Origin of the sequence: Nostoc sp. LPT (genome assembly GCF_017115165.1) — a bacterium.
Taxonomy (GTDB): domain Bacteria; phylum Cyanobacteriota; class Cyanobacteriia; order Cyanobacteriales; family Nostocaceae; genus Nostoc.
This window is the reverse complement of the sequence record NZ_JABXKF010000106.1, coordinates 1-26,314: the sequence shown is the minus strand read 5'-3', so window position 1 is coordinate 26,314 and position 26,314 is coordinate 1. Positions and strand designations below refer to the sequence as shown.

Here is a 26,314-nt window from a genome sequence, read left to right as displayed (position 1 = left end):
CGAGAAAGCATTGAACTAAGGACATTCGTCTTTTACCCCGCATAGATCGCAAAAAAAGGATAACCCTCACGAGTGAGTGTGCATACACGCGTAATATGGCCAATACACGTAATAGGGTTCTGGAAACAATAGCTGATATTTTAGACAAACCTGCCACATCTCTGCCTGCTCGTGTTTTGCGCGTGGCTGTCACTTTTACACACCTAACTCTCCCTATGCACGCATTGCCAGGGTAACTGCATTAGAACTTGGTCTGTGCGATCGCATCGCCATGCAGAAAGTCACTGTACGAGATCCGAAAAGCGAGCTACTGAATTACATGTCTCACCTTTTCCCTTTCCCCAGTCTCCAGTTTCAGGAGGTATAACATTGATCGATCCACTTGCTGAAATTAAGCTAGACCCGCGTATTGCTGCACTCCCCAAAGTAGACCTGCATGTACATCAGGAGTGGTCACCGCGCCTTGACCGCGTGCTGGCGCGGCATGAAGGGCGATCGCCATATAATTGGCATGATTGGGCAGAGCAGCTGATAACTGAAATTCCACCAGGAATGGCTCGCCTCCAAAAACTTGCTCAGGTTTTCCCTGCAACACAAGAGGCTAATGCAAAGCCAGAAAACTTTATTGCACGTATTGAGGATCTATTAGAAGAGGCAGCAGCAGACGGAGCTATTTTGGTAGAAGTCCGTTTTGGCAACGAAGATGTACTCAAAGCTGACCTGATGGCATTGTTCCGAGAAGCTGAGCGTCGCGTCCAAGTGCGATATCCCAGACTCCGGGCTGAGGCAGTATTTATTTTGATTTTAAGTAGGTTTGAAGGCGATCGCTTAAACCATCTCGTAAAAGCATGTATTCAGGCGGTAGATGAAGGCTTAGGCGGAATAGATTTTCTTTACAAACCTTATGATACAGAAGCAGATTGGACTACGGCTTATCAAATTGCCGAGCAGGCTGCTAGCGCAGGGTTAGGAATCACCGCCCATGCTGGGGAATTCTCTAGTGCCAATATTGCTGCTGTCCTGCGCGTACCTGGGCTGACGCGAATTGGTCATGCAACACACGCCATCAGTGACCCCCATGTATTTGATTTACTAGCTAAAAGCAGCGTAACTGTTGAGTGTTCTTTAAGTTGTAATGTTCTTTTAGGGGCAGTACCTTCCTATACAAAGCATCCAATTCGACAGTTTGTAGAGTCCGGTATTCCTGTTGTCCTGTGTACAGACAATCCTGTTCAGGTCTGTACGACCATTGGACGGGAGTATACAATAGCCCATGCCCTCGGTTTTTCTACAAATGAATTACTTGATGTGACCCGTCATGCTATTCAGGTAGCGTTTACATCCCCACAGCGACGCAATGAACTACTGAATGAGTTGAATAAATGGGGAGATCCTGAATCAAGAGTTTTATGACTTAGTGGATTTGTTACAACACCAAATTAACAATTCACGCATTCAAACATTTTAGACATTTCAGACGAACGCGAGTGCGTCTCTAAGAGTTGAGAAGTGCCAACTCCTGCGGGGAGACGCCAAGGGCGATGCGCGGGTTAAGAGCCTTGTGGCAACTACGTTCCATTTAAACCCCGACTGAAACTGGTGCTACATATAGATGTAGGGGTCTTAAACCCTTGAACTTACGATAACTTACGAGTTCTAGATTTAGGATTACAAATGTTTTTTCATATCTTAACAGAGAATATATGACTACCACTGTTTCATTTGATCGAGTTTCTGATATTTACGATGCTACAAGAGGATTTCCCCCAGGAATTTCTGAGCAAGTAACAGACTTTATTCTCAATTTAGTTTCACCAACAGCAGATACTAAGTTTTATGAAACGGGTATTGGTACTGGCAGAATTGCTGTACCAATTGCCAAAAGAGGCTATTCCTACACTGGTATAGATATCTCAGAAAAAATGTTGGCTGAACTGCACCAAAAACTAGAGGGTGTTTCCCATAAACTAACAGCAATTAAAGGAGATGCTACTGCTTTACCGTTTGATAACAACTCCTTTGATGTTGCGTTAGTTGTTCACGTTTTTCACCTAATTTCTGCTTGGAAACAGGCGCTAGCAGAAATTAGTCGCGTCCTGAAACCAGATGGCATTTTGCTTTACACTCACGGATACGCTAACTCTGTTAGTGCTGGTTCAGAGGTGAATGCACAGAGGTGGGAATTTAATGAGCATTGGAAAGCTATTTTAGAAGGCTATGGTCATCCTTTACCGCGTTACGGTGCTACTGAAGAAGAAGTTTTAGCAGAGTTAGAAGCACAAGGCGCAACTTTAGAAACTGAAATTGCAGCTCAATGGCGAGTTGAAGATACTGTAAGTAAATTCATAGAAAACCAAGAAAATAAAATCCAAAGTGCAGCTTGGAGTATTCCTAATGATATCTTTCCTCATGCTATTCAAGATTTGCGAAACTGGGCTTTAGAACGCTACGGTTCGCTGGATTATATTTTGCCCCAACAACGTGAATTCAAGATTACTGTAGTACGCAATTGGGCTTAAATTAAAACAGTGATCAGTGACCAGTGACCAAGCGTATGGTGGGGGATTTAAACCCGCCACCAACGCTTTCCACCTTCTTGGTGGGGGACTTAAACCCAATTGATTTAACTGATAACTGGTAACTGATAACTGGTAACTGCTAACTGTTAAATCAAAGATTTTTGTAGGGTGGGCATTGTCCACCTCCAATCAGTGAACCCACTTTAGTTTAGAAAATATTACTACCTTTTTTACCTTTGTATTTTAGTGGTTCAAGATTTTCTACCGCTAATACCAATTTTGCTTTTTTAGGGGCGGGGTTTTCCCGCCCTTTGTGACTAAAAAGTAGAAGATTTATCACAGCTTACAGCAGCAAAACGTGAGCTATTAGAAGAAACAGGTTACACTAGCGATAATTTTCTTGAAACTGGCATTTTATCAACAAATCCAGCCAATCATAACAATTTCACCCATTTTTTTTTAGCTACATCTGTAGAAAAAATAGCTGATTTAAATTTAGATGCTACAGAACAGGTAGAAGTATTGCTATTACCTTTAGAAAAATTTATAGAAGTAATTGAAAGCGGTACTTTAGTGCAAGCATTACATATTAGCTCATTATTTTTCGCCTTAAAAAAGCTTGGCAAATTACAATTTAATTAATAGCTGGTAATTACAGCATAATTCAGAACTCAGGAGTCAAAATTCAGAAGTCAAACTGGCTTTATGCTTGGCTTTGAGACTGAGATCGTGTACTTCATCAACTTGAAATCCGCTGTATATTTGCTAATCCAACTATCCAAAAAGGAGAATTATAACAACTAATGCTGGAAAAAATTAGCTAATTGTCAGCAGTGACAAGAGCGATCGCAAAGCCATCATACCCTTTGTTACCTACAGTCTGGATTGCCGTAGCACTCACACGCGCTTGGGCACTGAGCAATTCGTTAAAACGACGCACTCCCTGAACGTTAGGATCATCGCTGTTCATCTCAATCACAGCTCCGTTACGAACAACGTTATCGGCAATAATCAGGCTACCCCGGCAAGAAAGCTTTAAGGCCCACACAAAATATTCTGGGTTGCTTGGCTTGTCTGCGTCAATAAAAATCAGGTCAAATGGATTGTATCCCTCGTTAGCCAATTGCGGCAGTGTATCTATTGCCCGGCCAACGCGCACCTCAACAAGATGAGCCAGATCAGCGCAGTTTATATTCTTGCGGGCAACTTCAGCGTGCTGGGGATTTGACTCTAGGGTGATCAAATGGCCGTTAGCTGGCAATGCTCTTGCAAGCCAGATCGTGCTATAGCCGCCTAACGTACCAATCTCCAGAATAGTGCGTGCCTTATGGATTAAGGCTAATAGCATGAGCAATTTACCTTGGTTTGGCGAAACATTATGTGGTGGTAAACCAGCCGCATCACTAGCCTGAAGAGCAGCATCTAGTACAGGATCAGGAGGCACAAGCAAATCAGTGATGTAATGGTCAACTTCTGTCCATAGTTCTTGAGTCATAATTCTTCTTTCAGTAATAGTAACAACAGCACTTTAAAGCTGTATCAGTTAAACCCGAAGTAGCAAAAATCTACTCGTTAAAGCTTCATTTCAAAGAGGTGATTTTTGTATTTCTGCCAGAGAAACAGGTGGATTGACAGATTGTGTGGTCATGTCGCCATCAGTCAAAAAATATGACTCTGGTTGTAAAGATAATTGCCAGTAACCTACATCATGCCACTGACCAAATTTATACCCTACTCGACGTAAGACACCTACAGTTGAAAACCCAACAGCCTCATGTACAGCCACACTGGGTTGATTGGGTAAAGCGATCGCGGCGACAACGTTATAAAATCCTTGGAGTCGCAGCAATTTCAACAAAGAACTATACAAGGCTTTAGCAATTCCTTTTCTGCGATAATTCGCACTGACGTACACAGATGATTCCACAGACCATTGATAAGCAGCACGGGTACGGTAAGGGCTAGCGTAGGCGTAGCCTATAACCTCTTGATTAATTTCACAAACTAGCCAAGGCATCTGCTGTTGATAGCTCTTAATACGCTGTTGAAACTCTGTTTCACTTGGTGGTTCTACTTCAAAAGAAGTTGCAGTTTCCCGCACAATTGGCGCATAAATTGCCAGAATTTGTAGAGCATCATTTTCATTAACTAGTCTGATTATTGCCTTCATTGCAATACTTGCCTTCTCCCAAACCAACTTAACTATAAAGCGGTTCCTACTCCCCAAGCATCACTGACTCATAACCTGTAATTATAATTGCTAGTTTCCAACCTTCTGCGTAGAAAAGCTAGGACAAATCAAAATACATCTGCTTTTTGAATCATCAGGTAGCTTGCTTCCTGGGAATAATGTATGGTAAGTTCCTATTTAGACGATTACGGCAATTCTATCAATTTACCGTAGTTTATCTCATGACTCAATCACCAAAGTCAGCGTATTAGCCAAAAGCTGAATATAAATAATCAAGCTTTCCATGCAAATTCAAACAGTTGGTATTTTAAGCCCGGGTGACATGGGGCAGGCGATCGCATCTGTTCTCAATCAAAATGGATTGAAGACAATTGCCGCCCTAGATGATCGCAGTCAACGAACTCGGCAATTAGCCGCCGCAGCCAACATCGAAGATGTGGGTTCTCTCAGACAACTAGTAATTGAATCTGATGTGGTGTTATCAGTGCTAGTCCCCGTCGCCGCAATAGAAGCAGCGAATCTTGTAGCTGAGGTTATAAGCAATGTGGGGAAACAGATTCTGTACGTTGATTGCAATGCAGTTGCACCCCAAAAAGTAAAACGTATTGCCCAAATCATTGAATCAGTGGGAGTCAGATTCGTAGATGCCTCAATTATTGGCCCACCTCCCAGAGTTCCTGGACGCACCCGCATCTATGCTTCAGGAAAACAAGCCGTTGAATTTCAACAACTGCAAAATTATGGGTTGGATATACGAGTAATTGGCGATGAAATTGGTCAAGCTTCTGGATTGAAGATGTCTTACGCCGCCTTGACAAAAGGACTGACAGCGATTGGTACAGAATTACTGATTGCCGCCCATCGCTTAGGCTTGGATGAGCAACTCTGGGAAGAAGTATCTAGCAGCCAACCGGAACTTGCTGCTATACTCACCCGTTCCATTCCATCCATGACACCAAAAGCACATCGTTGGATAGGGGAAATGGAAGAGATTGCCGAAACCTTTCAGGAAGTAGGTCTGACTGAGCGCATTTTTTACGGAGCAGCTGATGTTTACCGCTTGGTGAAGGATACATCTTTGGGTAAAGAAACACCAGAAGAGTCTAACAGCGATCGCCCCTTGAGAGAAATTATTAATGCTCTTTCCGACGAAACTGCATCAAACTAAAGCTTGTAACTCGATTCAGATTTGACAAGATGAGTGAAATTCATGCTTTGCTGTTGACCCTAATGAATCTGATTCAGCGAATTTTATGTAAGTTATAGACAAAATTAAATTAGTTATTTTTGATTGTGATGGTGTTATAATAGATAGTGAACGCATCGCAAACATTATTTTGTTGGAAATGCTCAACAAAACAGGAATATTTTTGACTTTAGAGGATGCCTCCTCAATTACTGGGGCAGAAATTTTGGTAGATGGTGGCAATACTCCTGGTGTTTAAACAACAGTTTTAAATCTTTCGTGACAAAAAAATATTCGACTTGCCAACGATTATCGAATTCCGGTTGATGAAAAATTTAAAACTTATACCAAGTTGCAATCAATAGGTGGTATTTCTCCCTGTGCCTCCCCTACTTCCCACAGGGCAAACGCATCATGTCAACAAGACCCTTTAATTGTCAACAACCTCAAAAACAGTTGCATTAATCGTTGCTTATTGACATAAATTTAAACGAGCGCTTTGAGTCTTAGAAACTAAATCAAACGAGAAATACTGATTTTGTCGTTGATTCTTAGCCTTGGTCGTGAGCAAGTATAATTTAGATGCGTTTGCCCTGATTTTAGCTCCTATCGTAAACTTACTGAATATTGCTAATATCAATCTGGAATCGGGTTCTGTACATTTGTAGCTTTGTATAGACATTACTTAGAATAACCGCTATGCACATAAGTATTACAGACGACTTGAAGAAACGTTTTCATGCAGCTTGTGCGCCGTGGTTTAAAGCCGTGGTTAGACGAAGAACAAATTCGCCCAGGATATTCATTCCAAGATGAGATACAACAAGCAATTCCAGTTGTTAAATGTGCTGCCATATTTATTGGTTCTCAGGGATTAGGACGTTTGCAGAGTTGGGAGTTAATGTCAATAAGTTAAAATACTTAAAATAGCCAAAAAGTGGAATGGATGGCGAGAACTCTTGAAATTTCGTCGCACCTCGTGAATAAATTCTACACTCAGTAAACCAAGAGGTTTTTCCGAAGGGCGATCGCTAATAAATATCTACATATTGATTGAAGTTCTTGAAGCTACTAAGCTTGGTCAAGCTGCGTAGCTTTGTTATTTATCATAAAAGTAGTATTTAATAAAGTAGCAATTTGTGTAAAAACCTCCCTTGCTGGTGAAGCATATTCACTTATTGCAATCGGATTTCCAGTATCACTACCGCTACAAATGCGCTGATCAATGGGGATTTGTCCTAACAGAGGCGCTTGTAATTCTGTGGCCAGTTGTTCGCCGCCACCACTACCAAAAATCGGTGTGCGTGAACCACAATCACCGCAAATTAAATAACTCATATTTTCAATGATGCCAAGGACAGGAACACCCACTTGACGAAACATATATATATTACGTCGTACATCTGCAACAGCCACTTGTTGAGGAGTTGTCACTAAAATGACTCCACAAATTGGGCTTTCTTGGATAATTGTAATTTGAGCATCACCTGTACCGGGAGGTAAATCTATCAATAAATAATCTAATTCCCCCCATTCTACATCTTGCAAAAATTGCGTGATAATTTTATGCAATACAGGCCCCCGCCATGCCAAGGGACGATTTGCTTCTGCAAGTAAACCCACTGAGATTACTTTTATTCCCTGAGCTTCTAGAGGTAAAAACTTATCACCTGTGGGAGTATTAATCACTTGAATATCAGCTTGTCCCAAACCCAACATTTGGGGAACATTGGGGCCATAAACATCAGCATCTAATAGTCCTACTTTTGCACCTTGTAATTTTAAAGCTGCGGCGATATTAACGGCTGTTGTGGATTTGCCCACACCACCTTTACCACTAGAAACTGCAAGAGTTGTTTTAACACCGGGAATTGTACAAACTTGAATATAAGTTTTTTTACACCAAGATAGAGATGATAATTTAGATTTAATTTCTGGCTGTAATTGGTGCTGATGAGAACCAATATATAAACGTAAGTAAATATAGTCATCAACTATGCGGAGATTTCGCACCATTCCCAAACTAACGATGTCATTTTTTAAAATAGGTTCGATAACCTGTTTGAGGAGTTGGACTACTTCTTGCTGACGAGAATCTGGTTGCACTTTGTCTGTTGCTCTAGTTTAAATATTCTCTAAAACTTCTCTTACCCAAGTTTCTTCTTCGGGTGAGTGCACTATCTTTAAAGATTGTGAATAATCAATTGCTAAATCAAATCTAGCACGTTCGTAAACTTCGTTTAATAACCTTTGCAAGTCAACTATAGGTTCAGGTTCTCCCTCACGCAAAGGTACAGGAAAAACAGGAATTAGGTTTTTTAGATCGAAAGTATATAAATCTGCATCAGGCCTGTTGTAGCTGCGACTGACCAAGATACTATAACTATAATCTGTGGTTGATGCTCCGAAAATAGGCATTGGCTGCCCTTGTCTGATGAGGTCAATTTCTACTAAGTTGGTTGCAGAAGCCAAAATTTTCTGTCTTTTGCTCTCATAAGTGGCTCTACCTTCTTTGGAGCGTTTATTTTTGGGGGAAAGTATTTCAATCACAGCAACTACTTCTTTGGTTGGAGTTGCTCGCACCTCTAAAAATCGCTCAGTTATCTGTTCAGGTACAGGAACTTTCACTTTACTGGGTTCAGCAAGTTTTGCAGCAGTCAAAGTTGTACTGTTATCTGTGGTGTTACGTTTGGCAACTGCTATATCAGCAATTCCTACGAGTAAGATATCATCTACACTAGTGTAAACTCGCTCTTCAATGGAAACTCGGTATTTCGGCGCGATTTGGGGAGTCAGGTCATCAGCGATCGCTACAATCAAACGATTGTGAACTTGATGCCAAAGTTGAGGCTGTTCCAAATACGGGTTCATTCCAGGAAATGGATTGTCCATTACACTTTCCCTTAGTTATTTACTGCTCCCTTGAGACTATTCTATCTGTTTGAATCTTCTGAATTGCCCGTTGCGCTTGGATAGACACTTCTTTGTCAGGATCATCTAAGGCTTGTTGTAGGGGGTTAATAACGTCGGGATGAGCTAAATTCCCAAGTGCGATCGCAGCTTCTTTTCTTACATCTGCATATTCATCTGTTAATGCTTGAATTAATTTTGGCATAACTTGAATATCTGGAATTTTTTGCAAAGCTTGTGCTGCTGATTTCCTCACTTGCCAATGTTCATCATTTAAAGCTATTTCTAATGCTGAAATTGCTTGATTATTTGCATGAATAGCCAGAGATTTAGCTGCATTCCGGCGAACTTGCCAGTCACTATCATTTGTAAGTGCTTGACAAAGTATTGTAATCACTTCTGCATCTTGTAAATGTTCTAAAGTTAAAGCAGCAGCACGACGTATACTTGCTTCCTCATCAAAGATTAAATTTAAAGCTTGCGGACATTTTTCTAGTTGATTGATATATCGCAGTGTCGTAATGGCTGCTTCTCTTAAATCAGAATTTTTTGATTCTAAAAATGGTAAAATATCGGGTAAAGATTGAATATCATGTATCTTCCGCAAAAGCACTAAAATATTTAATTGAATATTTACATCATTATTTTGGAGCTTGTCTAGTAAAAGTAACAATTCATCTTGTGTAATTAACTCGCTTAATGCTGATGCCGCTTCAGTGCGAATATCTGTATCTGCTGAACCGAGGCATTCAATTAAGGCAGGGATGGCAACAGGATTAGCAATTTCCCAAAGGGCAGATATTGCTATTTTTTGAACAGTAATATGTTCGTCTTTCAAAGCTATAATTAAAGCATCGATTGTTTCGTCATCGCCTAAATGTTGCAAGGTTTTGACAGCTACTATACGATCATTTATGTCAGGCGCTCGCAACATTTCTAGCCAATGATTGAGGTCATCATTCATTAATTTTTACCACAGATAGTTAACGTAACAAAAAGGGAATTTGTACTGTAATTGCATTGGTTGGACATTCTTTTTCACAAGGTAGACAAAACCAACACTCATCATATTTCATATAAGCTTTGCCTGTTTCTGGATTTTTTGCCAATACATCTAAGGGACAAACTTCAATACAGGCTGTACATTTTTCTAGACATTTAGATTCATCAACGATGACAGGAACATCTATTCTCTGATTAATTAAAGCCATAAAATAACTCCATAATTTTGTAAGGAAACTGCTAAACGGTAAAATAAATGGGGTAATCTTGCATGAATTATCTCACGATTGTAGGTTGTTTAGATGTATACGATGTATGTAGTTCATTCAAATGTTTAAATCGCAGACGATCAGCAAGCAGACGGTGAGTGGTAAATGTATTAATTAACTGCATATTTTTCACTAAATCAATTTCTTATGAAAAGTAAATGACTGTTTGATATTAGTATAGCCAATTTTCTCATAAAATAAGTGTGCCTCTTTGCGTTTAATATTAGAAGTCAACAAAACATTCTCACATCCAGCCAGAAAAGCCCACTGCTCAATTTGCTGCATTAAACAACGTCCAATTCCACTATGTCGATAATCTTTATCTACAACTAAACCCCAAATAATTGCTGAAGTTTGCCTAACTATCAAGTCAGAAATATGAGCATGTGCCCAGCCAATTACATATTCATTTGCTAAAGTTGCAACATACACAATGTGAGAATTATTATTTTTAATTTTAGCAAGACGTTGCTCTATTTGTTGATTTGTCACAGTAAATCCAAGTTGTTCGTCGCAAAGAATAGCTATTCTCTCTGCATCTTTAATCTCAGCCTGTTTAATTTTAAATTGCTCAACCACAGTGAATTGATTTGTCATAATTTTTAGTAACCCAACATCAAGCGATATTAATCTTAGCGAATAATTAAATATAAAAAATAGGTTTAGCATTGATTTTATCCAATAAATTGAGAGATATCATGTAAATATTTTCTGTTTTACCGATATCATGTGTTGGGTGGAACGTAGTGGAACCCAACTTACAGGAGAGAGCGATCGCACTGCATATTTGTCACTACAGCAATTTTTTATGAAAAGTTAATGATTGCTTGATATTGGTATAACCAATTTTTTCATAAAACAAGTGAGCTTCTTTGCGTTTAATATTAGAACGTAATAAAACACTATCACATCCAGCTAGAGAAGCCCACTGTTCAATTTGCTGCATCAAAAAACGTCCAATTCCACTATGACGATAATCTTTCTCTACAACTAATCCCAAAATAATCGCTGGAGTCGGAATAACTATTGAGTCACAAATATGAGCGTGTGCCCAACCAATTACATATTCATCTTCTAAAGTGGCAACATACACAATATGAGCATCATTATTTTTAATTTTAGTAAGGCGCTGCTCTATTTGTTGATTTGTCACAGAATATTCAATTTGTTCGCAAAGACTAGCAATTCTCTCTACATCTTTAATCTCAGCTTGTCTAATTTTAATTTTATCACTTACACTAACCTTGTTTGTCATAATTTAATTTTGAATTACAATTATTTAGTTATCCAGGGTTGCATGAATAAAACGATAGCCTATATCAATCTCTGTCAAATTGTGAATATCACCATATTTTTTGCTCCATTCTCCACTACTTAAATCTGCTGCAAGTAACTTTACTCCTTGCTCTGCTAAATCTTGATTAGCTAAAGCAAAAGATGATATTCCTGCACGTACTTCTGGTTGAAGATATAACTCTGGTCGTCTCCAGCCTGCTCCTGCGAATAAATCAGACAAATCGGATGGTAACAAAAGGGGTATGGCTTCAACACGCCTTTTAGTACCCCTCTGAATTAAATTAATCTGTTCGTTAAGTGGTAAAAATCGTAAGTCACCTTCCCATAAAAACGGGAAATAATCATAAAGCCATATCTTCTGAGCTAATCTAATATCAAAAGTTAACAAAATTATTGCCCCATCTCTAATTATTCTGTGCATTTCCTGAAAAGCTTTTTCGAGATGAGAAAAGTGATGAATTGCCAAGATACTTACAACAGCATCAACAGACTGATCTGGTAGAGGTAAATTTTCTGCATAGCCAGCAAACCACTTAATTTGCTGATGTTCTACTGCTTGTTTTTGCATAACTACAGAAGGTTCAACAGCATTAACAAGAAATCCTTTATTAGCTAGCGCTAGACTGTAACCACCAGTACCAGCGCCAATATCAGCAATAATGCTACCTTTGGGTAAATTAAGTAAATCAATTAATTTATTGACAATACGGATATCAGGAACGCGAGTTTTTGAGTATTGTTTACCAATTGACTTATATATAGACATATTATAAAATCCCTCAAAATAATTTACAACAAACCATTTAAAATCTCACTTTAAATGAATAAATAAAAAATCTGTTAGTTAAACAATTCCAGCAAATTTAAGAGTTCACTTATCATAAACTTTGGTTTTACTTCTTGTAGTAAATTTTGATTTTTTCTGTTGTAATAGCAAAAATCCATTTTGACTTGTGTTGCTCCCGCATAGTCGTGCTTTAGAGAATCGCCTACGTAAAGGACTTGTGCTGGGGTTAAATCTAATCTCGATAACGCATAATGAAATATTTCAGGAGATGGTTTAGCAAAACCAATTGCTTCAGAAACTACAACTTGTTCAAAAAAATGATCAATTCCCGCAGCTTGCATTCTCGGTAGCTGCGCTAATACCAAACCGTTGCTAATGACAGCTAAACGATAACTACGTGCAAGAACAGTTAATACTTCATATACATCAGGTTCCCAGACACTTGAATGATTAAAAATCTCCCAAAAGATGTCTCCGAAATGGCTAATTTTCTCTGTTTTTATATTTAACTCAGCCAGTGTACTTTCATAAGTCATCTTAATTAACTCACTAGGAGTAAAAACATCCCGCTGTCTCCAATACTGGGAGCTATAAGTTTCATATACTTGTAGAAAAATAGTTTCAGTTATCCCATGTAAATCTAAGGATATTGCACAAGCTTCCAGCGTGCCAAGAATGGCTTTGCGCTCACACAAATCAAAATTTAATAATGTATTATCCAGGTCAAAAATTATGGCTTTGTAACACATATTTGTTTTGCTAAACTTTAATAAATCTACCAAATATCGATGATTTTCTATTAATAATAATTAATTAGTAGAAAGAATTTTTAAATACTCCTTCACAGCATTAAATAGTCCTATATCTAAAGCATCTGCAACTAGGGCATGACCAATCGAAACTTCAAGTATATTAGGAATTGAACAAAATTTCTCTAAATTTTGTAAGTTTAAATCGTGTCCTGCATTGACTCCTAAACCAATTTCTTGAGCCTTTTTTGCCGCTTGTTGATACTTTTGAAAAACTGATTCCACATCATCCTTACGAAAAGCTGTGGCATAAGGTTCTGTATATAGCTCTATGCGATCTGCCCCAATTTCTTTAGCAAGTTCGATTTGAGTTAAGTCGGTATCTAAGAATAGGCTGACTCGGATTCCAAGTTCTTTTAACTCTTGGATAATTGGTTTGAGCCAAAAGCCATTTGTAGCTAAATCCCATCCGTGGTCTGAGGTAAAAGCGTCAGGTGCATCAGGAACCAAAGTACACTGTGTTGGCTTTACCTCTCGTATTATGTTTAAAAATTGAGATGATGGATTACCTTCTATATTGAACTCAACAGTTAGCATTTCTGCCAATTCATAAACATCTTTAGATTTGATATGTCGTTCATCTGGACGTGGGTGAACTGTAATTCCATGTGCGCCTGCTTGAATGCAAGTAGAAGCTGCCTTGATTACGCTTGGTATACCAAAATTTCGAGAATTTCTGAGTAGAGCAACTTTGTTAAGATTAACACTGAGATTTATCATGAGATTAAATATATTACCTCACAGCAACATTGTAGACTTCTTGAACTGCATCTACTTCCACAATGTAAGGATCTACAGGACGCTTAAACAATATCATTTGTCCTAACTCATCTTTCTTTAAGTTGACATGACAAAACCACTCATCATCATTCTTTTCGGGGTAATCCAAACGGTAATGATAAAGTCCCCAACGAGTTTCTTGACGATATAATGATGCTCTAGCTGCCATTTCTGCACAGTCTCGAATAAAATGTACTTCTATGCAACGCATTAATTCATGGGGGTCACGAGCGCCCATTACATCTAATGTTTGTTGATATTGAACAAAATGTTTCAAACCAATCTCAATTTTATTGCCTGATTTTGGTGGTTGTAGATAATCATTAACTAAGCGCCTTAATTTGTATTCTACCTGGGTATGAGGTACACCATTCGGACGTGTTAAGGGAGCATATATTCTAACTTTTTCTGTTTCTAAAAAATCCGTATCTGGTTCAACAAAATCTAAATCTTGTATATATTTAATGGCATGAGTTCCAGCTATACGACCAAAAACAAATGCCCCAATCATGTAATTATGGGGAACGCTAGCCATGTCTCCAGCTGCATATAAACCTGGGATGGTTGTTTGAGCGTTTTCATTCACCCACACACCAGAGGCACTATGACCACTACATAAGCCAATTTCTGAAATGTGCATTTCTACGCCGTGAGTGCGATAATCTTCATTTCTACCTTGATGAAAACGTTCTCTACTTGGTCGTTCATTCGCCCACAGTATAGATTCAATTTCAGCGATTGTATCTTCATCGAGATGGGTCATTTTGAGTTGGACTGGCCCTTTCCCAGAATTTAATTCTTTCCAGATTTCCAACATCATTTGACCACTCCAATAGTCACAGCTAATGAAGCGATTTCCTTCGGCGTTAGCAGTATGTGCGCCAAAAGGCCCGGCAACATAGGCACAGGCGGGGCCGTTGTAATCTTTGATTAAAGGATTAACTTGAAAGCATTCAATATTACTAAGTTCTGCACCTGCATGATAAGCCATTGAATAGCCATCCCCGGCATTGGTAGGATTTTCATAAGTGCCGTAGAGATAGCCGGAAGCAGGCAATCCTAATCTGCCACAAGCACCTGTACAGAGGATGACTGCTTTAGCTTGAATAACAATATAATCTCCGTTTCTGACATCAAATCCCACCACACCAATAGCACGTCCTTCTTTGACTAAGACACGGGTTGCCATGACGCGATTTGTCACTTTGACTTTATGGCGTTTAACTTGGCGGGTGAGAATTGTTTTGAGGTCTTTTCCTTCTGGCATGGGTAAGACATATTTACCCACACGATGCACTTGTTTTAAGTCATAGTTGCCTTGGGCATCTTTTTGAAATTTCACACCCCAACTTTCTAATTCTTGAATGACTTCGTAACCTAATTTGCCTGTTTGATAAACGGCTTTTTGGTTGACAATCCCATCGTTAGCAAGGGTGATTTCGCGCACGTATTGTTCTGGTGTAGAATGACCGGGAATGACTGCGGTATTCACTCCATCCATACCCATTGCGATCGCACCACTGCGACGGATGTTAGCTTTTTCTAAGATCAGCACCTCTGCATTGGGATTCGCTTGTTTAGCTTTAATTCCAGCCATTGTCCCGGCTGTACCGCCACCAATGACAAGTACATCAGTTTTTATTTGTTGGGTGTTAATGTCCATAAGCTTTTGCTAGTAGGGAAGAACTTCTAAGATTTATTACCGTTCCAAACGATATCTTTGACTTGGATTTGCTTGGGAACTAGCTTGATTTTGTAAAAAGTATCGGCAATGTTTTGTTGCTGAGTGATTATCTCATCTGTTAGCGGTAAAACGCCATATTTTCGCCGTTTTTCGGCATGTTCTAATGCTGCTGCGGGAATACCTAACTCTGGTTCTAAAAACTTGGCAACTTCTTCTGGATTATTTGTTGCCCATTTATCTAGTTTGCTGATTTCATCTAACAGGGTTTTCAACAAATCTGGATGAGAATTAACAAACTCTTGACGCGCAAGATAGTAACCCCGATTTGGTGCTAAATTTGTCGCATCTGTTAATGTCCTAACCTTTGTGTCGTGTTCAACTGCTGCTAGGTAAGGGTCCCAAATTGCCCAAGCATCAACGTTACCACCAGTAAATGCTGCACGGGCATCTGCTGGTGTTAGATGTGCTGGTTGAATGTCACTATACTTTAATCCGGCAGCTTCTATAGCTTTGACAACAAGATAGTTAGTGTTCGAGCCTTTAGCAAAAGCTACTCTTTTCCCTTTAAGGTCAGCAACTATTTTAATTGGTGAATCTTTCGGTACAATAATTGCTTCGGCTTTGGGACTCCAAGGATCGTAAGCAACATAAAGCAAGGGAGTACCTCCGGCTTGGGCAAATATTGGTGGTGATTCACCTGTATAGCCAAAGTCAATACTACCTGCGTTCATTGCTTCTAGCATGGGTGGACCTGCGGGAAATTCTGCCCATGTCACCGAAGCACCAGCATTCGTTAAAGTTTGCGCTAAATTGCCTCGGTTTTTGAGAGCACTGAGGATAGTCGCCGCTTTTTGATAGCCGATACGAACTACCACACCTTGATTTGCTGTCTGTGTTGCTACAGAGTTACCTGTATTGTTGGCAGAACACGCAGATATCACAAGAGTCAAACTTAACCCACAGATAAAGAATAAGGCAAATATGCCGATTCTGGATATTTCATAATTTTGAAGAAAGCTGCTGACAATCTTCATCAGTCGATTTGGTAAATACTTAGCAAACATAAGTACATTTAAACTACAAGCAATATAATACTACGAAAAATTGAGCAATTTACCGTATTTTGCTCATAGAATATTCACATAGATAAGCTGCAAATGCAAGATCCGAAAAAGTAAGTCTAGGGGTAAAACATTTACCAAAACTGGAGCAAGAGCAAAGCAAAGTCTTCAAAGTGAATTTAGGCCAATCTCAAAGTGCTACAGCTTCTATAGAAGCTGATAATGGCAACATACAACCCAACATCACATCACAGCAAAGCGTTCAAACTGCTTGAGAAGACGTTCTATTTTCTCATTCAATGATTCCTATATCTCTGAAATAGGTAAATTTTGATATAAACCCCTAGCCAATAAGTTTAGCTGGGGTTTTTCTTTTTTTACTTCGCATTGTTTCAGTAAATTCAGGGAGAGGGTGCTATTCCTCTTGCACATCAACCCAAATACTGCCTTCTTCAATACGAATCGGAAACACTGGCAGTGTTTTTGGTTGTGAAACTAACGAGAGTACCTTACTTACACCAGGTGGCCAGGAACACCATCCTTGTACCTCACCAGTCCGCAGGTCAAAAGCACTGCGATGGAAGGTACAAACTATTGCCCCACTTTCAGTGATTTTCCCACTTTTCAACGGTAATTTTAAGTGAGGACAGTTGTTATCTACAGCATAAAGCTGACTTTCGTGATTCAAAAGCAAAATTTTCCGGTTGCCAACTTTCACCACTTCTCGCGCACCTGGGGAAAGTGCTTCGACTGCAAGAACTTTAGTCCAACTCATTAGGTTCTCCTCTCCTAATATATCTGCTTTCAGTTTCCCGCAATTGTGACCAGTGCGATCGCCTTTGAGTACCGGATGTCTATGATCGGCTTTGTCTAAGCTGGTAAGAATCTATAACTATAAAATATTACATTAAATATAATTTTTATACTTAAAAAGATTATTTCTGGGTAAAATAAATAAAGCACTTACTGTCTATGCATCACAAGACTTGTAGCTGATAGCAGACAATGATGAGGGATATAAAAAATGATTAAGACAAGTTACGAATTTGACCAGTCTATCCTCGCCGCAGGATCTGCATTAAAGACTAATATTCTGCTACGTTTTCGTGCTGACATAGCTAAATCTCCTCGACGTAATCTTAACCTTTCGCTTGTAATTGACCGTTCCGGCTCTATGGCAGGCGCTCCCTTGCATCACGCACTCAAAGCTGCTGAATCTGTGGTAGATCGACTTGAGCCAGATGACATTCTCTCAGTAGTTGTTTACGACGATGAAGTGGATAGTGTTGTACCACCCCAGTCTGTGACTAACAAAGCCGCATTAAAAAACTCCATCCGCAAGGTGAGAGCAGGCGGTATTACCAACTTATCGGGGGGATGGCTCAAAGGCTGCGAACACGTGAAAACGCGACTCGATCCGCAAAAAATCAACCGTGTTCTCCTGCTTACCGATGGTCACGCCAATATGGGCATTCAAGACCCCAAAATACTGACGGCGACATCAGGGCAAAAAGCTGAAGAAGGCATTATCACAACAACGTTAGGCTTTGCTCAGGGTTTCAATGAAGACTTGCTGATTGGGATGGCAAGAGCCGCCACAGGCAACTTTTACTTCATTCAGAGCATCGACGAAGCAACTGAAGTGTTTAGTATTGAGCTAGACAGTCTCAGAGCAGTAGTGGGACAAAACCTCAAGGTGACACTGGAATTGGCTGATGGTGTCAGCCTTGTTGATACCTTAAGTCTGGCTAAAGTTAGCCAGAATGACGCCAGTCAAGCTGTCATCACCTTGGGAGAGCTTTACGAGGGTGAGGACAAACTTCTCGGTTTGAGTCTGGGGATATCAAGCGCTGAAGTTGGTGAGTTACCTGTGATGAAACTGCATTACAGCGCCGATGTTGTGCAAAATGACCGCATTCAAAGCGTGTCAGGTACTATAGATATCGTCGCCAAAGTTGGCACTGTTGAGGAAGCAGCTTTTGCTGCTACAAGCCATATCATTCTAGAACTGAGTCGCCTTACCATTGCTAAGGCTAAAGAGACTGGCCTTAATCTCGCTGAACATGGCAAGCATCAGGAAGCTGAACAAACCCTGCGGGCGCTTGTAAAAGATTTGCGGGATAAAGGCTTGAACGAGAATTTTGAAATTGCTGAAGAGATCGATCAGCTTGAATATTTCGCCAGTCGGATCGCTCAAAAAGCTTTAGGCAATGCTGGACGGAAAGAGATGCTAGATCAGACTTACCAGACGATGACGCGCAATCGCAGCGATTTGGTGGGTCGCGGTGTCACTACTGGCGATGAAGTGTATGCCATGCCCATTGTGAATGAAGTCGGTTCAGGTGTTGAATTGCACTGCGTTCGTGAAGGGGGTAAACTGCGGGTCAAAGTCATGTCCGAAGGCTACGATTTAACCATGAACATTCAGTTTCCCCGCGCCATTCGTGCCGAGGGGGCACGCTATGTTGTTGAAGGACTGGAACTCTCAAGCGATACTACTTTCTATCGAGTACGTGGTAAAATCACCCGTTTTGCTCAACCCGGTGAAACAGATATTTTTGTTGCCCCTAGACAATCGCATCCAGCTAACACAGGTAAAGCTTCTAAAGGCCCTGCCAGTGCTGCCGATCTTCCTACAACTGACAGTGTAGGGGACAGTATTTTAATTCAGTGTGTCAAAGATGGCAGCAAGCTGCGCGCTAGAGTGGTTTCCGACGGATATGAACCAGATTGGAACATGCGTTTTCCGCGATCGGTTCGCGAGGAAGGAATGCTTTACGTCGTTGATGAAGTCAAAACAGCACCGGATGGCAAATCTTATATTGCCTGTGGTGAAATTAAGCGATTTGTCCAACCCACTACTAATTGAGTTGAAGTGCAGATTGGGATTGGGAAGATAACCGTCTTCTACCCCTCACCGGAAGAGTCATAACGTCTGCAAACGCTTGGGGGATCGTCTCCTGAGCAGAAGGTGAGTATTCAGAATAGTTGATGCAGTTCCAATCCCGATCGAGGATATGCTTGAGCAGTTTCCCAATAGCGCGATGCATTAAGAATTCGTCTTCACCCCAGTATATCTGTATTGGCATTAAGCTTGTCGTTGAATTCACTTTGTTTGCGTCTGAGCGTTAGCTCTTCTGCTATGGGAGCAACGCCCAAAACCTAGATATTGTTAGACAATTTCTCCTGAAGAATTAGGATTTTCTTGGCGCGGGTCAGAACGGGGAGGGTGAAAACCACCTTGCACCCAAAGTTGCCGAGATTTTTGGATAAAGCGGTCAAGACGGCGTTCATCATTTAAATCAATTCGATTGCAAGTAGCTCGACCTGTAGCTGTGATGCCGATAATTTTTGTACCATCTGCCGACCAAATAAAGTGTTCAGCCCACTGTTGCTGACGGGGATTAAATAAGGAGACTTCTTGCTGTGTTTCTGGGTCGATTCCGACTGTAAAATTATAGTGGCGTTCATTGCACCGACGACAAGCTGAAGCCAAATTATCTACATCATCCGAACCCGCCAAAGATTGCGGCTTGATATGGTCGATTGTCAGGGGAGATGTGCTGAGAAATTCTGGATAATGACAGTATTCGCACCGAAAATTAGCGCGGCTCCGTACAAATTTTTGGATACTGTTAGGAATTGTCACGACCCAGATGCAATAGTGGCATTTATGTAGCTAAAAATTGTGTCTAATTCTCCAATAGCCTCTAGTTCAGCGGCTTCTTCTGGTGTCAGTAAATCAGCTTTTTTCTTATCCAGAAGTTCTTGCAAACGCGAACCTAGTTCTTCAGTAAATTTGAACAGATTGAGATTGTTGACTTTTTCGACTCGAATCCCAGTCGTTAGCCAAGATGAGGGTCTAATTACTACTGGATTCATAGGGTTATTACGATTTAATATACTACTATTGTACTTACCCATTCCTTCGGCTATATCTTTACTATAAATAGAATTGAGAAGTGATTTACTTTGGGTTGCTAAAATGACTGCACCACCAAATTTTCCAGAGAGATTGAGTAAGTTTGGTAGACAGGGCAACATAGGTAATACTTGCACCTCATCTAGAAAGATACATATTTGGCAGTCACCAGATTGTTGCTTATCAGCACTAAGAGTTTCTTGAGATAGAAGTCTTTCGGCAACGGCCTGCATAAGCATACCGTTAATTACTTTCATACTCTCATAACGGTTAAGAGGGTAAGAAAGTACTAAGGCTGTTCCCCAAGAATTAAACCAGCGACGCACAGAGAAGTGTCAATCCAAATAGCACCTAGACCATTACAGGAGTAAAGACGCTAAAATTTACAGCAGTTGACAAAAGTTAGGTTAATGAGTCCGTTACTTGAAAAAATTTTAAGCGAGATTGAGCAACTGACTCCAGAAGAGCAATTGACAGTGATGGGGCATTTGGTGGAACGTGTGAAGAAACGTATTACCCAAGCGCAACCAAATCCCCAACAGGCTTTTCTCTAAACGCGATCGCGTTTTGTAGACAAGTTGGAGAATTCTGGACACCACCGGTTGAAGTTAAATGCCCAATCCCCAATTACCCATGCCCCAATCCTTAAAATATGCCAAGTAAATATGCCTTAGCTGACTGAGACTGTCAGGATCAAAGAGTAAAGAGTAAAAGGCAATCTATTTTGACTTTTAACTTTCTCCTTTTGTTCAACTTCCACAACGGGAGGTTTAATCTTGACTAAATTGAAAGTTGGCATCAATGGCTTCGGTCGAATCGGGCGACTTGTACTTCGCGCTGGCATCGATAATCCCAACATTGAGTTTGTGGGCATTAACGATCTAGTACCACCAGATAACCTCGCTTACCTATTAAAGTACGACTCAACCCACGGTCAATTAAAGCACAAGGTTGAAGCCAAGGAAGACGGCATCCTGATTGACGGACATTTCATTCCTTGTGTGTCGGTGAGGAATCCAGCAGAGTTACCTTGGGGAAAATTAGGTGCAGATTATGTCGTGGAAGCTACCGGACTCTTCACTGACTACGAAGGAGCCGCAAACCACCTGAAGGCAGGTGCAAAGCGAGTGGTAATTTCTGCCCCCACCAAAGATCCAGATAGAGTTACTACCCTGTTAATGGGTGTCAATCATCACCTATTTAACCCTAGCAAGGATATCATTGTCTCCAATGCTAGCTGCACTACAAACTGTCTAGCTCCCATAGCTAAGGTGATTAATGATAATTTTGGGGTGACTGAAGGGTTAATGACCACAGTCCATGCCATGACTGCTACTCAGCCAACTGTAGACGGCCCCAGCAAGAAAGACTGGCGGGGTGGTCGAGGTGCATCCCAAAATATTATTCCCTCCTCGACAGGCGCAGCAAAAGCCGTAGCACTGGTTTTGCCAGAATTGAAGGGCAGGTTAACTGGGATGGCATTACGAGTTCCGACTCCCGATGTCTCTGTAGTTGATTTAACTTTCAAAACAGCCAAAGCCACCAGTTATCAGGAAATCTGTGCTGCCATGAAGGAGGCTGCCACAGGTTCACTAAAGGGTATCTTGGGCTACACAGATGAAGAAGTAGTTTCTACAGATTTTCAAGGTGATACTCATTCCAGCATCTTCGACGCAGGTGCTGGGATTGAGTTGAATTCCAACTTCTTCAAGGTAATTGCTTGGTATGACAACGAGTGGGGCTACTCAAATCGGGTGATTGACCTGATGTTATCTATGTCACAGAAGGAAAAACTCGCCCCGACAGCGGCTGTGGTTTGATTAGTCATTAGTCATTAGTCATTAGTCATTAGCTTTTGACTGCTGACTCTTGACTAGGGACTTTTGGGATGTGGGTGAAATGGTAAATACTCCGAAAACAAAAGGTAATCTAGTATTTTTATTTAGCAAACCAGTGATATGAAGCACGTGTAAATTTGGATGTTTTGTGCGATCGCTCAAAGCATCCAAATTTGCAGGTTACTCCTCAACCCCCAATCCCTATGCGTCGAACCAAAATCATTTGTACAGTTGGGCCGGCTACATCTGCATCTGAAAGGCTGCAAGCCTTAGTAGAAGCTGGAATGAACGTGGCACGGCTGAATTTCTCCCACGGAGCTTATGAATTCCACGCCCAAACGGCTCACTATCTCAGGCAGATTAGTACTGAGCAGCAAAAGCCGATCGCAATTATGCAAGACCTATGTGGCCCCAAAATTCGCTTGGGAACTTTACCACCAGAAGGCTTAAATTTAGAAGCCGGTACTGAAGTTACCTTTGTTTTGCAAGAAAAGGGTGAGAGTATTGACGAACTACCCCTACCATTGCCGACTTTGTTCGCAATGGTGCGACCAGGCGAACCGATTTTGATTAATGATGGTCGCGTCAAATTGATAGTTACCGCTCGCGACGCCGATCGCATTCGGGCACAGGTGAAAAATGGCGGCTTAATTTCTACGCACAAGGGAGTAAACCTGCCCCAAACTCCTTTACCTGTAAGTTCGATCACCGAAAAAGACTTGCTGGATTTGCGCTTTGGGATTCAGTTGGGTGTAGATTGGGTAGCGGTATCCTTCGTGCGATCGCCACAAGACTTAGAACCCGCCAAGCGCATGATTGAAGCCGCTGGCGCTTCAATTCGCTTAATTGCCAAAATCGAAAGAGCAGAGGCAGTAGAAAACTTTGACTCCATTCTGAAAGTTGCCGACGCGATTATGATTGCCCGTGGCGATTTAGGGGTGGAAGTGCCAATTCACGAAGTACCCCTAATTCAAAAAGATATTATTCGCCGTTGCAATCGTGCTGGCAAGCCGGTGATTACAGCTACCCAAATGCTAGAGTCGATGATTAGCGCCCCCGATCCCACCCGCGCCGAAGCAACCGATGTTGCTAACTCTATCTTGGATGGAACAGACGCGGTAATGCTTTCTGGTGAAACAGCTGTCGGACAATATCCCATCGCCGCCGTCCAGATGATGCACAACATCGCCGTGCGGACAGAACAAGCTCTAGATGAGGGTAGCAAAAATGCTTGGTGTCATGAAGCGGGCAGTCTTAGCGTTACCGAATCTGTGGCAGAATCCGTCTGTCGCATCGCCTATGAAACTGGCTCACGGGCAATTCTCTGTAACACTACATCAGGAAGTACGGCGAGAATGGTGTCTAAATATCGGCCGACTTCTCCGATTATTGCCCTGACCTCCGACATCACCGCTTACCGCCAGCTAGCACTTTCTTGGGGAGTGGAACCTTTGCTAATTCCACCAGTCCACAATGCTGAAGAGATGTTTACCAATGTGGTGAACACAGTTGTAGACATGGGTCTAGCGAATAAGGGCGATAAGGTGGTAATTACCTCTGGTGTTCCAATTGGTAAATCAGGAACAACTAGTTTAATCAAAGTGCATTCTATTGGACAGCCAATTTCCGCATAACCCACTTAGAATAGGGCTGTGGCTGTGAATAGTAAGCATTGGGCAATGATTCCGAAAAATTGCCAAAATTAGAATTGAAGGAATAATCAAGAGTTTAAACAACTGGGGAATTAAGTAAATCCTGTAACATTCATCACGGAGTATTTTATGTCCAAGAGTTTACTGGAACAATTGCGGAAAATGACTGTCGTGGTTGCGGATACGGGAGATATCCAGGCAATTGAAAAGTTCAAACCCCAAGATGCCACCACCAATCCTTCTCTGATTACTGCTGCGGCACAGATGCCAGAATATCAGGAAGTTGTCGATCAAACTTTACTCCAGGCAAAGAAAGATGCTGGAGCCAAAGCTACGCAAACACAGATAGTTTCTCTAGCTTTTGACCGTCTGGCAGTTGCCTTTGGATTAAAGATTTTACAAATTATTCCCGGTCGCGTGTCTACGGAAGTGGATGCTCGCTTGTCCTACGATACTGAAGCTACCCTGACTAAGGCACGGGAATTAATTGCCCAGTATAAAGCTGCCGGGATTGGCCGCGATCGCGTTTTAATTAAAATTGCCAGCACCTGGGAAGGCATTCGTGCAGCAGAAATCCTGCAAAAAGAAGGTATTCACTGTAACCTTACCTTGTTATTTGGTCTTCACCAAGCGATCGCCTGTGCAGATGCTGGTGTTACCCTAATTTCTCCCTTCGTCGGTCGGATTCTCGACTGGCACAAAAAAGATACCGGACGGGATAGCTACCCAGCAGATGAAGATCCAGGAGTTTTGTCTGTCACCAAAATCTACAACTACTACAAGAAATTTGGTTATAAAACCGAAGTTATGGGAGCTAGTTTCCGTAACCTTGGTGAAATTACTGAACTTGCCGGTAGTGATTTATTGACAATTTCCCCGTCACTTTTGGGTGAATTACAGGCAACCATTGGAGAACTGCCACGCAAACTCGACCCTGCCAAGGTAGCAAACTTGGAAATTGAAAAGATATCCATCGACAAAGCTACCTTTGACAAAATGCACGCCGCTGACCGCATGGCGACTGACAAACTAGACGAGGGCATCAAAGGTTTCACCAAGGCATTAGAAGACCTTGAAAAACTTTTGGCAGTCCGACTAGCTCGCCTTGAAGCAGAGGTAGTAGCAAGCCATTAGGGACTTGCAATTAAAAAACATCTAAAGTAGTGTGCGTTACGGCTTGAGCCGTAACGCACTTCAAATATCATGTCCGAGTAATTAGTTATGATTCCCAACCGCTCATGGAGGAAACCTTGATGAGCAACAGCAATGCTTGTCTCCGTAGGCGTAGCCCGTCGTAGACATCGCACCAAAAATTTACGCTGCGGATATGATATGACTCTTTTAATCTTCGTGGTCATCGAACGGATCGTTCAATTCCTTGCTAGGAGGCCCAAAGGAGGTATAAATCGAAACTCCAGTGATGGCAATCACCACGGCAGCCACAGAAATGCTAAGAACTATTGCGGGTTCCATAATTGAGAGATAGAGGATGAGTGCTATTCTTATAGAATATTACAGAAGATTAAAAAAAGCTTTGGCAAGTAATCTTAGGTGAACTATGGCACAAAGAACTAGGTTGGGAGATATCCTGAAACCACTGAACTCTGAGTATGGGAAAGTGGCTCCAGGTTGGGGTACTACCCCTGTAATGGCTGTTTTTATAGCGCTATTTTTCGTGTTTCTGCTGATTATTCTGCAACTTTACAATAAATCACTGTTGGTTCAGGATGTATTTGTCGATTGGCGCAGTTTAGGACGCTAACGCATACACAACGATCGAGTTTGGATACAAGTTAAGTTACACCCGGTTCTTCCGGGTTTTTTTGTGAGTTGTGATTTGCTACTGGACAAAAATTCAGTACTGATCCAAGTTGCTAGTTATACTGCCGAGGGAGCGCACATGGTCACTTAAATAATAAAATCCCCTCCAGGAAGTAAATGAGCAGGGGCAGATGCTAAACGAAATATATTACCGTCTATGCTATCATCGATGACCTGTTGAAGGCGATGCCTGGGGCGGGTTACGCCTACGCTGATAATGAAGATTCTCAAAGAGACATGAGTGATGCAGAAATTATTACAAGTGCTATCTGCGCTGCGATGTACTTTAACGGGAACCAGAATAAGGCTTGTGGCTATCTGAAAGACCATAACTTGATACCGGATATGTTAGAAAAATCACGATTTAATCGACCGTTGTTAAGCAAGCGTTAACTGATTTTGGGGCTGAAGAGTCATTTGGGCAAGCAGCCAAACGTTTTCAAGAACATTATGGCTGGAAAGTAGAAGGCAGTTGGCTTAGTCCAGAAGTAGAATCAATTGCAAATATTGCCCAGCAATATGTAGAAAATCTGGCGTTGCATAATAAAGGGATGAATTGAGGTGTTCTACTGTGTATTGTCCATACT

29 protein-coding genes and 2 pseudogenes are annotated in these 26,314 nt (G+C 41.2%); 12 read left to right on the top strand and 19 right to left on the bottom strand.

The annotated features are described in order from the left end of the window. Window positions 1-369 precede the first annotated feature (369 nt). The 3 genes and pseudogenes from HWQ58_RS20865 to HWQ58_RS38540 all read left to right on the top strand — a co-directional run. Complete coding sequence (locus HWQ58_RS20865) at window positions 370-1,413, top strand: hypothetical protein (protein ID WP_292866709.1); 1,044 nt, start codon at window positions 370-372, stop codon at window positions 1,411-1,413. Between the two features lie 290 nt (window positions 1,414-1,703). Continuing rightward, window positions 1,704-2,519 carry a class I SAM-dependent methyltransferase gene (locus HWQ58_RS20860; protein WP_292866707.1) on the top strand — a complete coding sequence of 272 codons (816 nt, stop codon included), beginning with the start codon at window positions 1,704-1,706 and terminating at the stop codon, window positions 2,517-2,519. 354 nt (window positions 2,520-2,873) lie between these two features. Further along, window positions 2,874-3,161, top strand: a pseudogene (locus tag HWQ58_RS38540) (NUDIX hydrolase); the annotation flags it as partial. A 178-nt stretch (window positions 3,162-3,339) separates the two neighbouring features. Here HWQ58_RS38540 and HWQ58_RS20855 read toward each other — a convergent pair. Next, the gene (locus tag HWQ58_RS20855) at window positions 3,340-4,014 is read right to left on the bottom strand and encodes an O-methyltransferase (protein WP_292866705.1); all 675 of its coding nucleotides are present in this window, start codon (window positions 4,012-4,014) and stop codon (window positions 3,340-3,342) included. A 90-nt stretch (window positions 4,015-4,104) separates the two neighbouring features. Beyond that, on the bottom strand, window positions 4,105-4,689 hold the full coding sequence (locus tag HWQ58_RS20850) for an arsinothricin resistance N-acetyltransferase ArsN1 family B (protein WP_292866703.1): 585 nt from the start codon (window positions 4,687-4,689) through the stop codon (window positions 4,105-4,107). Window positions 4,690-4,993: 304 nt separating this feature from the next. Here HWQ58_RS20850 and HWQ58_RS20845 point away from each other — a divergent pair, with 304 nt between their 5' ends. Continuing rightward, complete coding sequence (locus HWQ58_RS20845; RefSeq protein WP_292866701.1) at window positions 4,994-5,878, top strand: NAD(P)-dependent oxidoreductase; 885 nt, start codon at window positions 4,994-4,996, stop codon at window positions 5,876-5,878. Between the two features lie 757 nt (window positions 5,879-6,635). Then, complete coding sequence (locus tag HWQ58_RS20840) at window positions 6,636-6,812, top strand: hypothetical protein (RefSeq protein WP_292866699.1); 177 nt, start codon at window positions 6,636-6,638, stop codon at window positions 6,810-6,812. 155 nt (window positions 6,813-6,967) lie between these two features. On the opposite strand, the gene HWQ58_RS20835 is transcribed toward HWQ58_RS20840, so the two are convergent. From HWQ58_RS20835 to HWQ58_RS20780, 12 genes are all read right to left on the bottom strand, one after another. Next, window positions 6,968-8,002 (bottom strand): Mrp/NBP35 family ATP-binding protein, encoded by a 1,035-nt coding sequence (locus HWQ58_RS20835; protein WP_292866697.1) that lies wholly within the window; start codon window positions 8,000-8,002, stop codon window positions 6,968-6,970. 18 nt (window positions 8,003-8,020) lie between these two features. After that, window positions 8,021-8,788 carry a DUF4058 family protein gene (locus HWQ58_RS20830; RefSeq protein ID WP_292866696.1) on the bottom strand — a complete coding sequence of 256 codons (768 nt, stop codon included), beginning with the start codon at window positions 8,786-8,788 and terminating at the stop codon, window positions 8,021-8,023. Between the two features lie 19 nt (window positions 8,789-8,807). Beyond that, a complete protein-coding gene (locus tag HWQ58_RS20825; protein WP_292866694.1) occupies window positions 8,808-9,770 on the bottom strand; it encodes a HEAT repeat domain-containing protein in 963 nt (320 codons plus the stop codon). A gap of 19 nt (window positions 9,771-9,789) precedes the next feature. Continuing rightward, window positions 9,790-10,017 (bottom strand): ferredoxin family protein, encoded by a 228-nt coding sequence (locus HWQ58_RS20820; RefSeq protein ID WP_012408944.1) that lies wholly within the window; start codon window positions 10,015-10,017, stop codon window positions 9,790-9,792. A 192-nt stretch (window positions 10,018-10,209) separates the two neighbouring features. Further along, complete coding sequence (locus HWQ58_RS20815) at window positions 10,210-10,746, bottom strand: GNAT family N-acetyltransferase (RefSeq protein ID WP_292866692.1); 537 nt, start codon at window positions 10,744-10,746, stop codon at window positions 10,210-10,212. 124 nt (window positions 10,747-10,870) lie between these two features. Then, window positions 10,871-11,332 (bottom strand): GNAT family N-acetyltransferase, encoded by a 462-nt coding sequence (locus HWQ58_RS20810; protein WP_292866690.1) that lies wholly within the window; start codon window positions 11,330-11,332, stop codon window positions 10,871-10,873. Between the two features lie 24 nt (window positions 11,333-11,356). Beyond that, complete coding sequence (locus HWQ58_RS20805; protein ID WP_292866688.1) at window positions 11,357-12,139, bottom strand: class I SAM-dependent methyltransferase; 783 nt, start codon at window positions 12,137-12,139, stop codon at window positions 11,357-11,359. 74 nt (window positions 12,140-12,213) lie between these two features. Next, the gene (locus HWQ58_RS20800; protein WP_292866686.1) at window positions 12,214-12,942 is read right to left on the bottom strand and encodes an HAD family hydrolase; all 729 of its coding nucleotides are present in this window, start codon (window positions 12,940-12,942) and stop codon (window positions 12,214-12,216) included. A 27-nt stretch (window positions 12,943-12,969) separates the two neighbouring features. Then, on the bottom strand, window positions 12,970-13,689 hold the full coding sequence (locus HWQ58_RS20795) for a pyridoxine 5'-phosphate synthase (RefSeq protein WP_292866685.1): 720 nt from the start codon (window positions 13,687-13,689) through the stop codon (window positions 12,970-12,972). A gap of 13 nt (window positions 13,690-13,702) precedes the next feature. Continuing rightward, window positions 13,703-15,412 (bottom strand): fumarate reductase/succinate dehydrogenase flavoprotein subunit, encoded by a 1,710-nt coding sequence (locus HWQ58_RS20790; protein WP_292866683.1) that lies wholly within the window; start codon window positions 15,410-15,412, stop codon window positions 13,703-13,705. 26 nt (window positions 15,413-15,438) lie between these two features. Beyond that, window positions 15,439-16,497 (bottom strand): sulfonate ABC transporter substrate-binding protein, encoded by a 1,059-nt coding sequence (locus HWQ58_RS20785; RefSeq protein ID WP_292866681.1) that lies wholly within the window; start codon window positions 16,495-16,497, stop codon window positions 15,439-15,441. A gap of 412 nt (window positions 16,498-16,909) precedes the next feature. Next, complete coding sequence (locus HWQ58_RS20780) at window positions 16,910-17,269, bottom strand: Rieske (2Fe-2S) protein (RefSeq protein WP_292866679.1); 360 nt, start codon at window positions 17,267-17,269, stop codon at window positions 16,910-16,912. Window positions 17,270-17,518: 249 nt separating this feature from the next. On the opposite strand from HWQ58_RS20780, the gene HWQ58_RS20775 reads away from it, so the two are divergent. Beyond that, on the top strand, window positions 17,519-19,363 hold the full coding sequence (locus HWQ58_RS20775; protein WP_292866677.1) for a VWA domain-containing protein: 1,845 nt from the start codon (window positions 17,519-17,521) through the stop codon (window positions 19,361-19,363). Here the strand turns inward: HWQ58_RS20775 and HWQ58_RS20770 are convergent. The 4 genes and pseudogenes from HWQ58_RS20770 to HWQ58_RS20755 all read right to left on the bottom strand — a co-directional run. Next, on the bottom strand, window positions 19,356-19,583 hold the full coding sequence (locus tag HWQ58_RS20770; RefSeq protein ID WP_292866675.1) for a hypothetical protein: 228 nt from the start codon (window positions 19,581-19,583) through the stop codon (window positions 19,356-19,358). The genes HWQ58_RS20775 and HWQ58_RS20770 overlap by 8 nt on opposite strands. An 83-nt stretch (window positions 19,584-19,666) precedes the next feature. After that, window positions 19,667-20,143 (bottom strand): HNH endonuclease signature motif containing protein, encoded by a 477-nt coding sequence (locus HWQ58_RS20765; protein ID WP_292866673.1) that lies wholly within the window; start codon window positions 20,141-20,143, stop codon window positions 19,667-19,669. Next, window positions 20,140-20,376 (bottom strand): hypothetical protein, encoded by a 237-nt coding sequence (locus HWQ58_RS20760; protein WP_292742759.1) that lies wholly within the window; start codon window positions 20,374-20,376, stop codon window positions 20,140-20,142. Before HWQ58_RS20760 ends, HWQ58_RS20765 begins: the two co-directional genes overlap by 4 nt. A gap of 51 nt (window positions 20,377-20,427) precedes the next feature. Further along, window positions 20,428-20,742: pseudogene (locus tag HWQ58_RS20755) on the bottom strand (type IV secretion system DNA-binding domain-containing protein); the annotation flags it as partial. Window positions 20,743-20,826: 84 nt separating this feature from the next. On the opposite strand from HWQ58_RS20755, the gene HWQ58_RS20750 reads away from it, so the two are divergent. The 4 genes from HWQ58_RS20750 (at window position 20,827) to HWQ58_RS20735 (ending at window position 25,040) form a co-directional block, all read left to right on the top strand. Beyond that, window positions 20,827-20,970 carry a hypothetical protein gene (locus tag HWQ58_RS20750; RefSeq protein WP_292866713.1) on the top strand — a complete coding sequence of 48 codons (144 nt, stop codon included), beginning with the start codon at window positions 20,827-20,829 and terminating at the stop codon, window positions 20,968-20,970. Between the two features lie 222 nt (window positions 20,971-21,192). Continuing rightward, window positions 21,193-22,236, top strand: a complete 1,044-nt coding sequence (gap, locus tag HWQ58_RS20745; protein ID WP_292866671.1) for a type I glyceraldehyde-3-phosphate dehydrogenase — start codon at window positions 21,193-21,195, stop codon at window positions 22,234-22,236. 221 nt (window positions 22,237-22,457) lie between these two features. Next, window positions 22,458-23,888: a pyruvate kinase gene (gene pyk, locus HWQ58_RS20740; protein ID WP_292866669.1), complete on the top strand. Its 1,431-nt coding sequence runs from the start codon at window positions 22,458-22,460 to the stop codon at window positions 23,886-23,888. Window positions 23,889-24,035: 147 nt separating this feature from the next. Further along, window positions 24,036-25,040, top strand: a complete 1,005-nt coding sequence (locus tag HWQ58_RS20735) for a transaldolase (protein ID WP_292866667.1) — start codon at window positions 24,036-24,038, stop codon at window positions 25,038-25,040. 207 nt (window positions 25,041-25,247) lie between these two features. Here HWQ58_RS20735 and psbN read toward each other — a convergent pair whose 3' ends face one another. Next, entirely contained in the window at window positions 25,248-25,379 is a 132-nt protein-coding gene (gene psbN, locus HWQ58_RS20730; RefSeq protein WP_292866665.1) for a photosystem II reaction center protein PsbN, read from the bottom strand. An 85-nt stretch (window positions 25,380-25,464) separates the two neighbouring features. Here psbN and psbH point away from each other — a divergent pair, with 85 nt between their 5' ends. Both psbH and HWQ58_RS20720 read left to right on the top strand, forming a co-directional pair. Then, window positions 25,465-25,668 (top strand): photosystem II reaction center protein PsbH, encoded by a 204-nt coding sequence (gene psbH, locus HWQ58_RS20725; RefSeq protein ID WP_104905475.1) that lies wholly within the window; start codon window positions 25,465-25,467, stop codon window positions 25,666-25,668. Between the two features lie 245 nt (window positions 25,669-25,913). Beyond that, window positions 25,914-26,120 (top strand): hypothetical protein, encoded by a 207-nt coding sequence (locus HWQ58_RS20720; protein WP_292866711.1) that lies wholly within the window; start codon window positions 25,914-25,916, stop codon window positions 26,118-26,120. Window positions 26,121-26,314: the final 194 nt, after the last annotated feature.

Excerpts from the sequence above, each read along its gene's own strand:
- HWQ58_RS20785 (WP_292866681.1), bottom strand. The coding sequence starts at position 16,497 with ATGTTTGCTAAGTATTTACCAAATCGACTGATGAAGATTGTCAGCAGC.
- HWQ58_RS20760 (WP_292742759.1), bottom strand. The coding sequence starts at position 20,376 with ATGAATCCAGTAGTAATTAGACCCTCATCTTGGCTAACGACTGGGATT.
- HWQ58_RS20860 (WP_292866707.1), top strand. The coding sequence starts at position 1,704 with ATGACTACCACTGTTTCATTTGATCGAGTTTCTGATATTTACGATGCT.
- HWQ58_RS20780 (WP_292866679.1), bottom strand. The coding sequence starts at position 17,269 with ATGAGTTGGACTAAAGTTCTTGCAGTCGAAGCACTTTCCCCAGGTGCG.
- HWQ58_RS20820 (WP_012408944.1), bottom strand. The coding sequence starts at position 10,017 with ATGGCTTTAATTAATCAGAGAATAGATGTTCCTGTCATCGTTGATGAA.
- HWQ58_RS20805 (WP_292866688.1), bottom strand. The coding sequence starts at position 12,139 with ATGTCTATATATAAGTCAATTGGTAAACAATACTCAAAAACTCGCGTT.
- HWQ58_RS20825 (WP_292866694.1), bottom strand. The coding sequence starts at position 9,770 with ATGAATGATGACCTCAATCATTGGCTAGAAATGTTGCGAGCGCCTGAC.
- HWQ58_RS20855 (WP_292866705.1), bottom strand. The coding sequence starts at position 4,014 with ATGACTCAAGAACTATGGACAGAAGTTGACCATTACATCACTGATTTG.
- HWQ58_RS20845 (WP_292866701.1), top strand. The coding sequence starts at position 4,994 with ATGCAAATTCAAACAGTTGGTATTTTAAGCCCGGGTGACATGGGGCAG.
- HWQ58_RS20790 (WP_292866683.1), bottom strand. The coding sequence starts at position 15,412 with ATGGACATTAACACCCAACAAATAAAAACTGATGTACTTGTCATTGGT.
- HWQ58_RS20750 (WP_292866713.1), top strand. The coding sequence starts at position 20,827 with ATGAGTCCGTTACTTGAAAAAATTTTAAGCGAGATTGAGCAACTGACT.
- HWQ58_RS20810 (WP_292866690.1), bottom strand. The coding sequence starts at position 11,332 with ATGACAAACAAGGTTAGTGTAAGTGATAAAATTAAAATTAGACAAGCT.
- HWQ58_RS20770 (WP_292866675.1), bottom strand. The coding sequence starts at position 19,583 with ATGCCAATACAGATATACTGGGGTGAAGACGAATTCTTAATGCATCGC.
- HWQ58_RS20840 (WP_292866699.1), top strand. The coding sequence starts at position 6,636 with ATGCAGCTTGTGCGCCGTGGTTTAAAGCCGTGGTTAGACGAAGAACAA.
- psbH (WP_104905475.1), top strand. The coding sequence starts at position 25,465 with ATGGCACAAAGAACTAGGTTGGGAGATATCCTGAAACCACTGAACTCT.
- psbN (WP_292866665.1), bottom strand. The coding sequence starts at position 25,379 with ATGGAACCCGCAATAGTTCTTAGCATTTCTGTGGCTGCCGTGGTGATT.
- HWQ58_RS20850 (WP_292866703.1), bottom strand. The coding sequence starts at position 4,689 with ATGAAGGCAATAATCAGACTAGTTAATGAAAATGATGCTCTACAAATT.
- pyk (WP_292866669.1), top strand. The coding sequence starts at position 22,458 with ATGCGTCGAACCAAAATCATTTGTACAGTTGGGCCGGCTACATCTGCA.
- HWQ58_RS20830 (WP_292866696.1), bottom strand. The coding sequence starts at position 8,788 with ATGGACAATCCATTTCCTGGAATGAACCCGTATTTGGAACAGCCTCAA.
- HWQ58_RS20775 (WP_292866677.1), top strand. The coding sequence starts at position 17,519 with ATGATTAAGACAAGTTACGAATTTGACCAGTCTATCCTCGCCGCAGGA.
- HWQ58_RS20720 (WP_292866711.1), top strand. The coding sequence starts at position 25,914 with ATGCCTGGGGCGGGTTACGCCTACGCTGATAATGAAGATTCTCAAAGA.
- HWQ58_RS20735 (WP_292866667.1), top strand. The coding sequence starts at position 24,036 with ATGTCCAAGAGTTTACTGGAACAATTGCGGAAAATGACTGTCGTGGTT.
- HWQ58_RS20795 (WP_292866685.1), bottom strand. The coding sequence starts at position 13,689 with ATGATAAATCTCAGTGTTAATCTTAACAAAGTTGCTCTACTCAGAAAT.
- HWQ58_RS20815 (WP_292866692.1), bottom strand. The coding sequence starts at position 10,746 with ATGCTAAACCTATTTTTTATATTTAATTATTCGCTAAGATTAATATCG.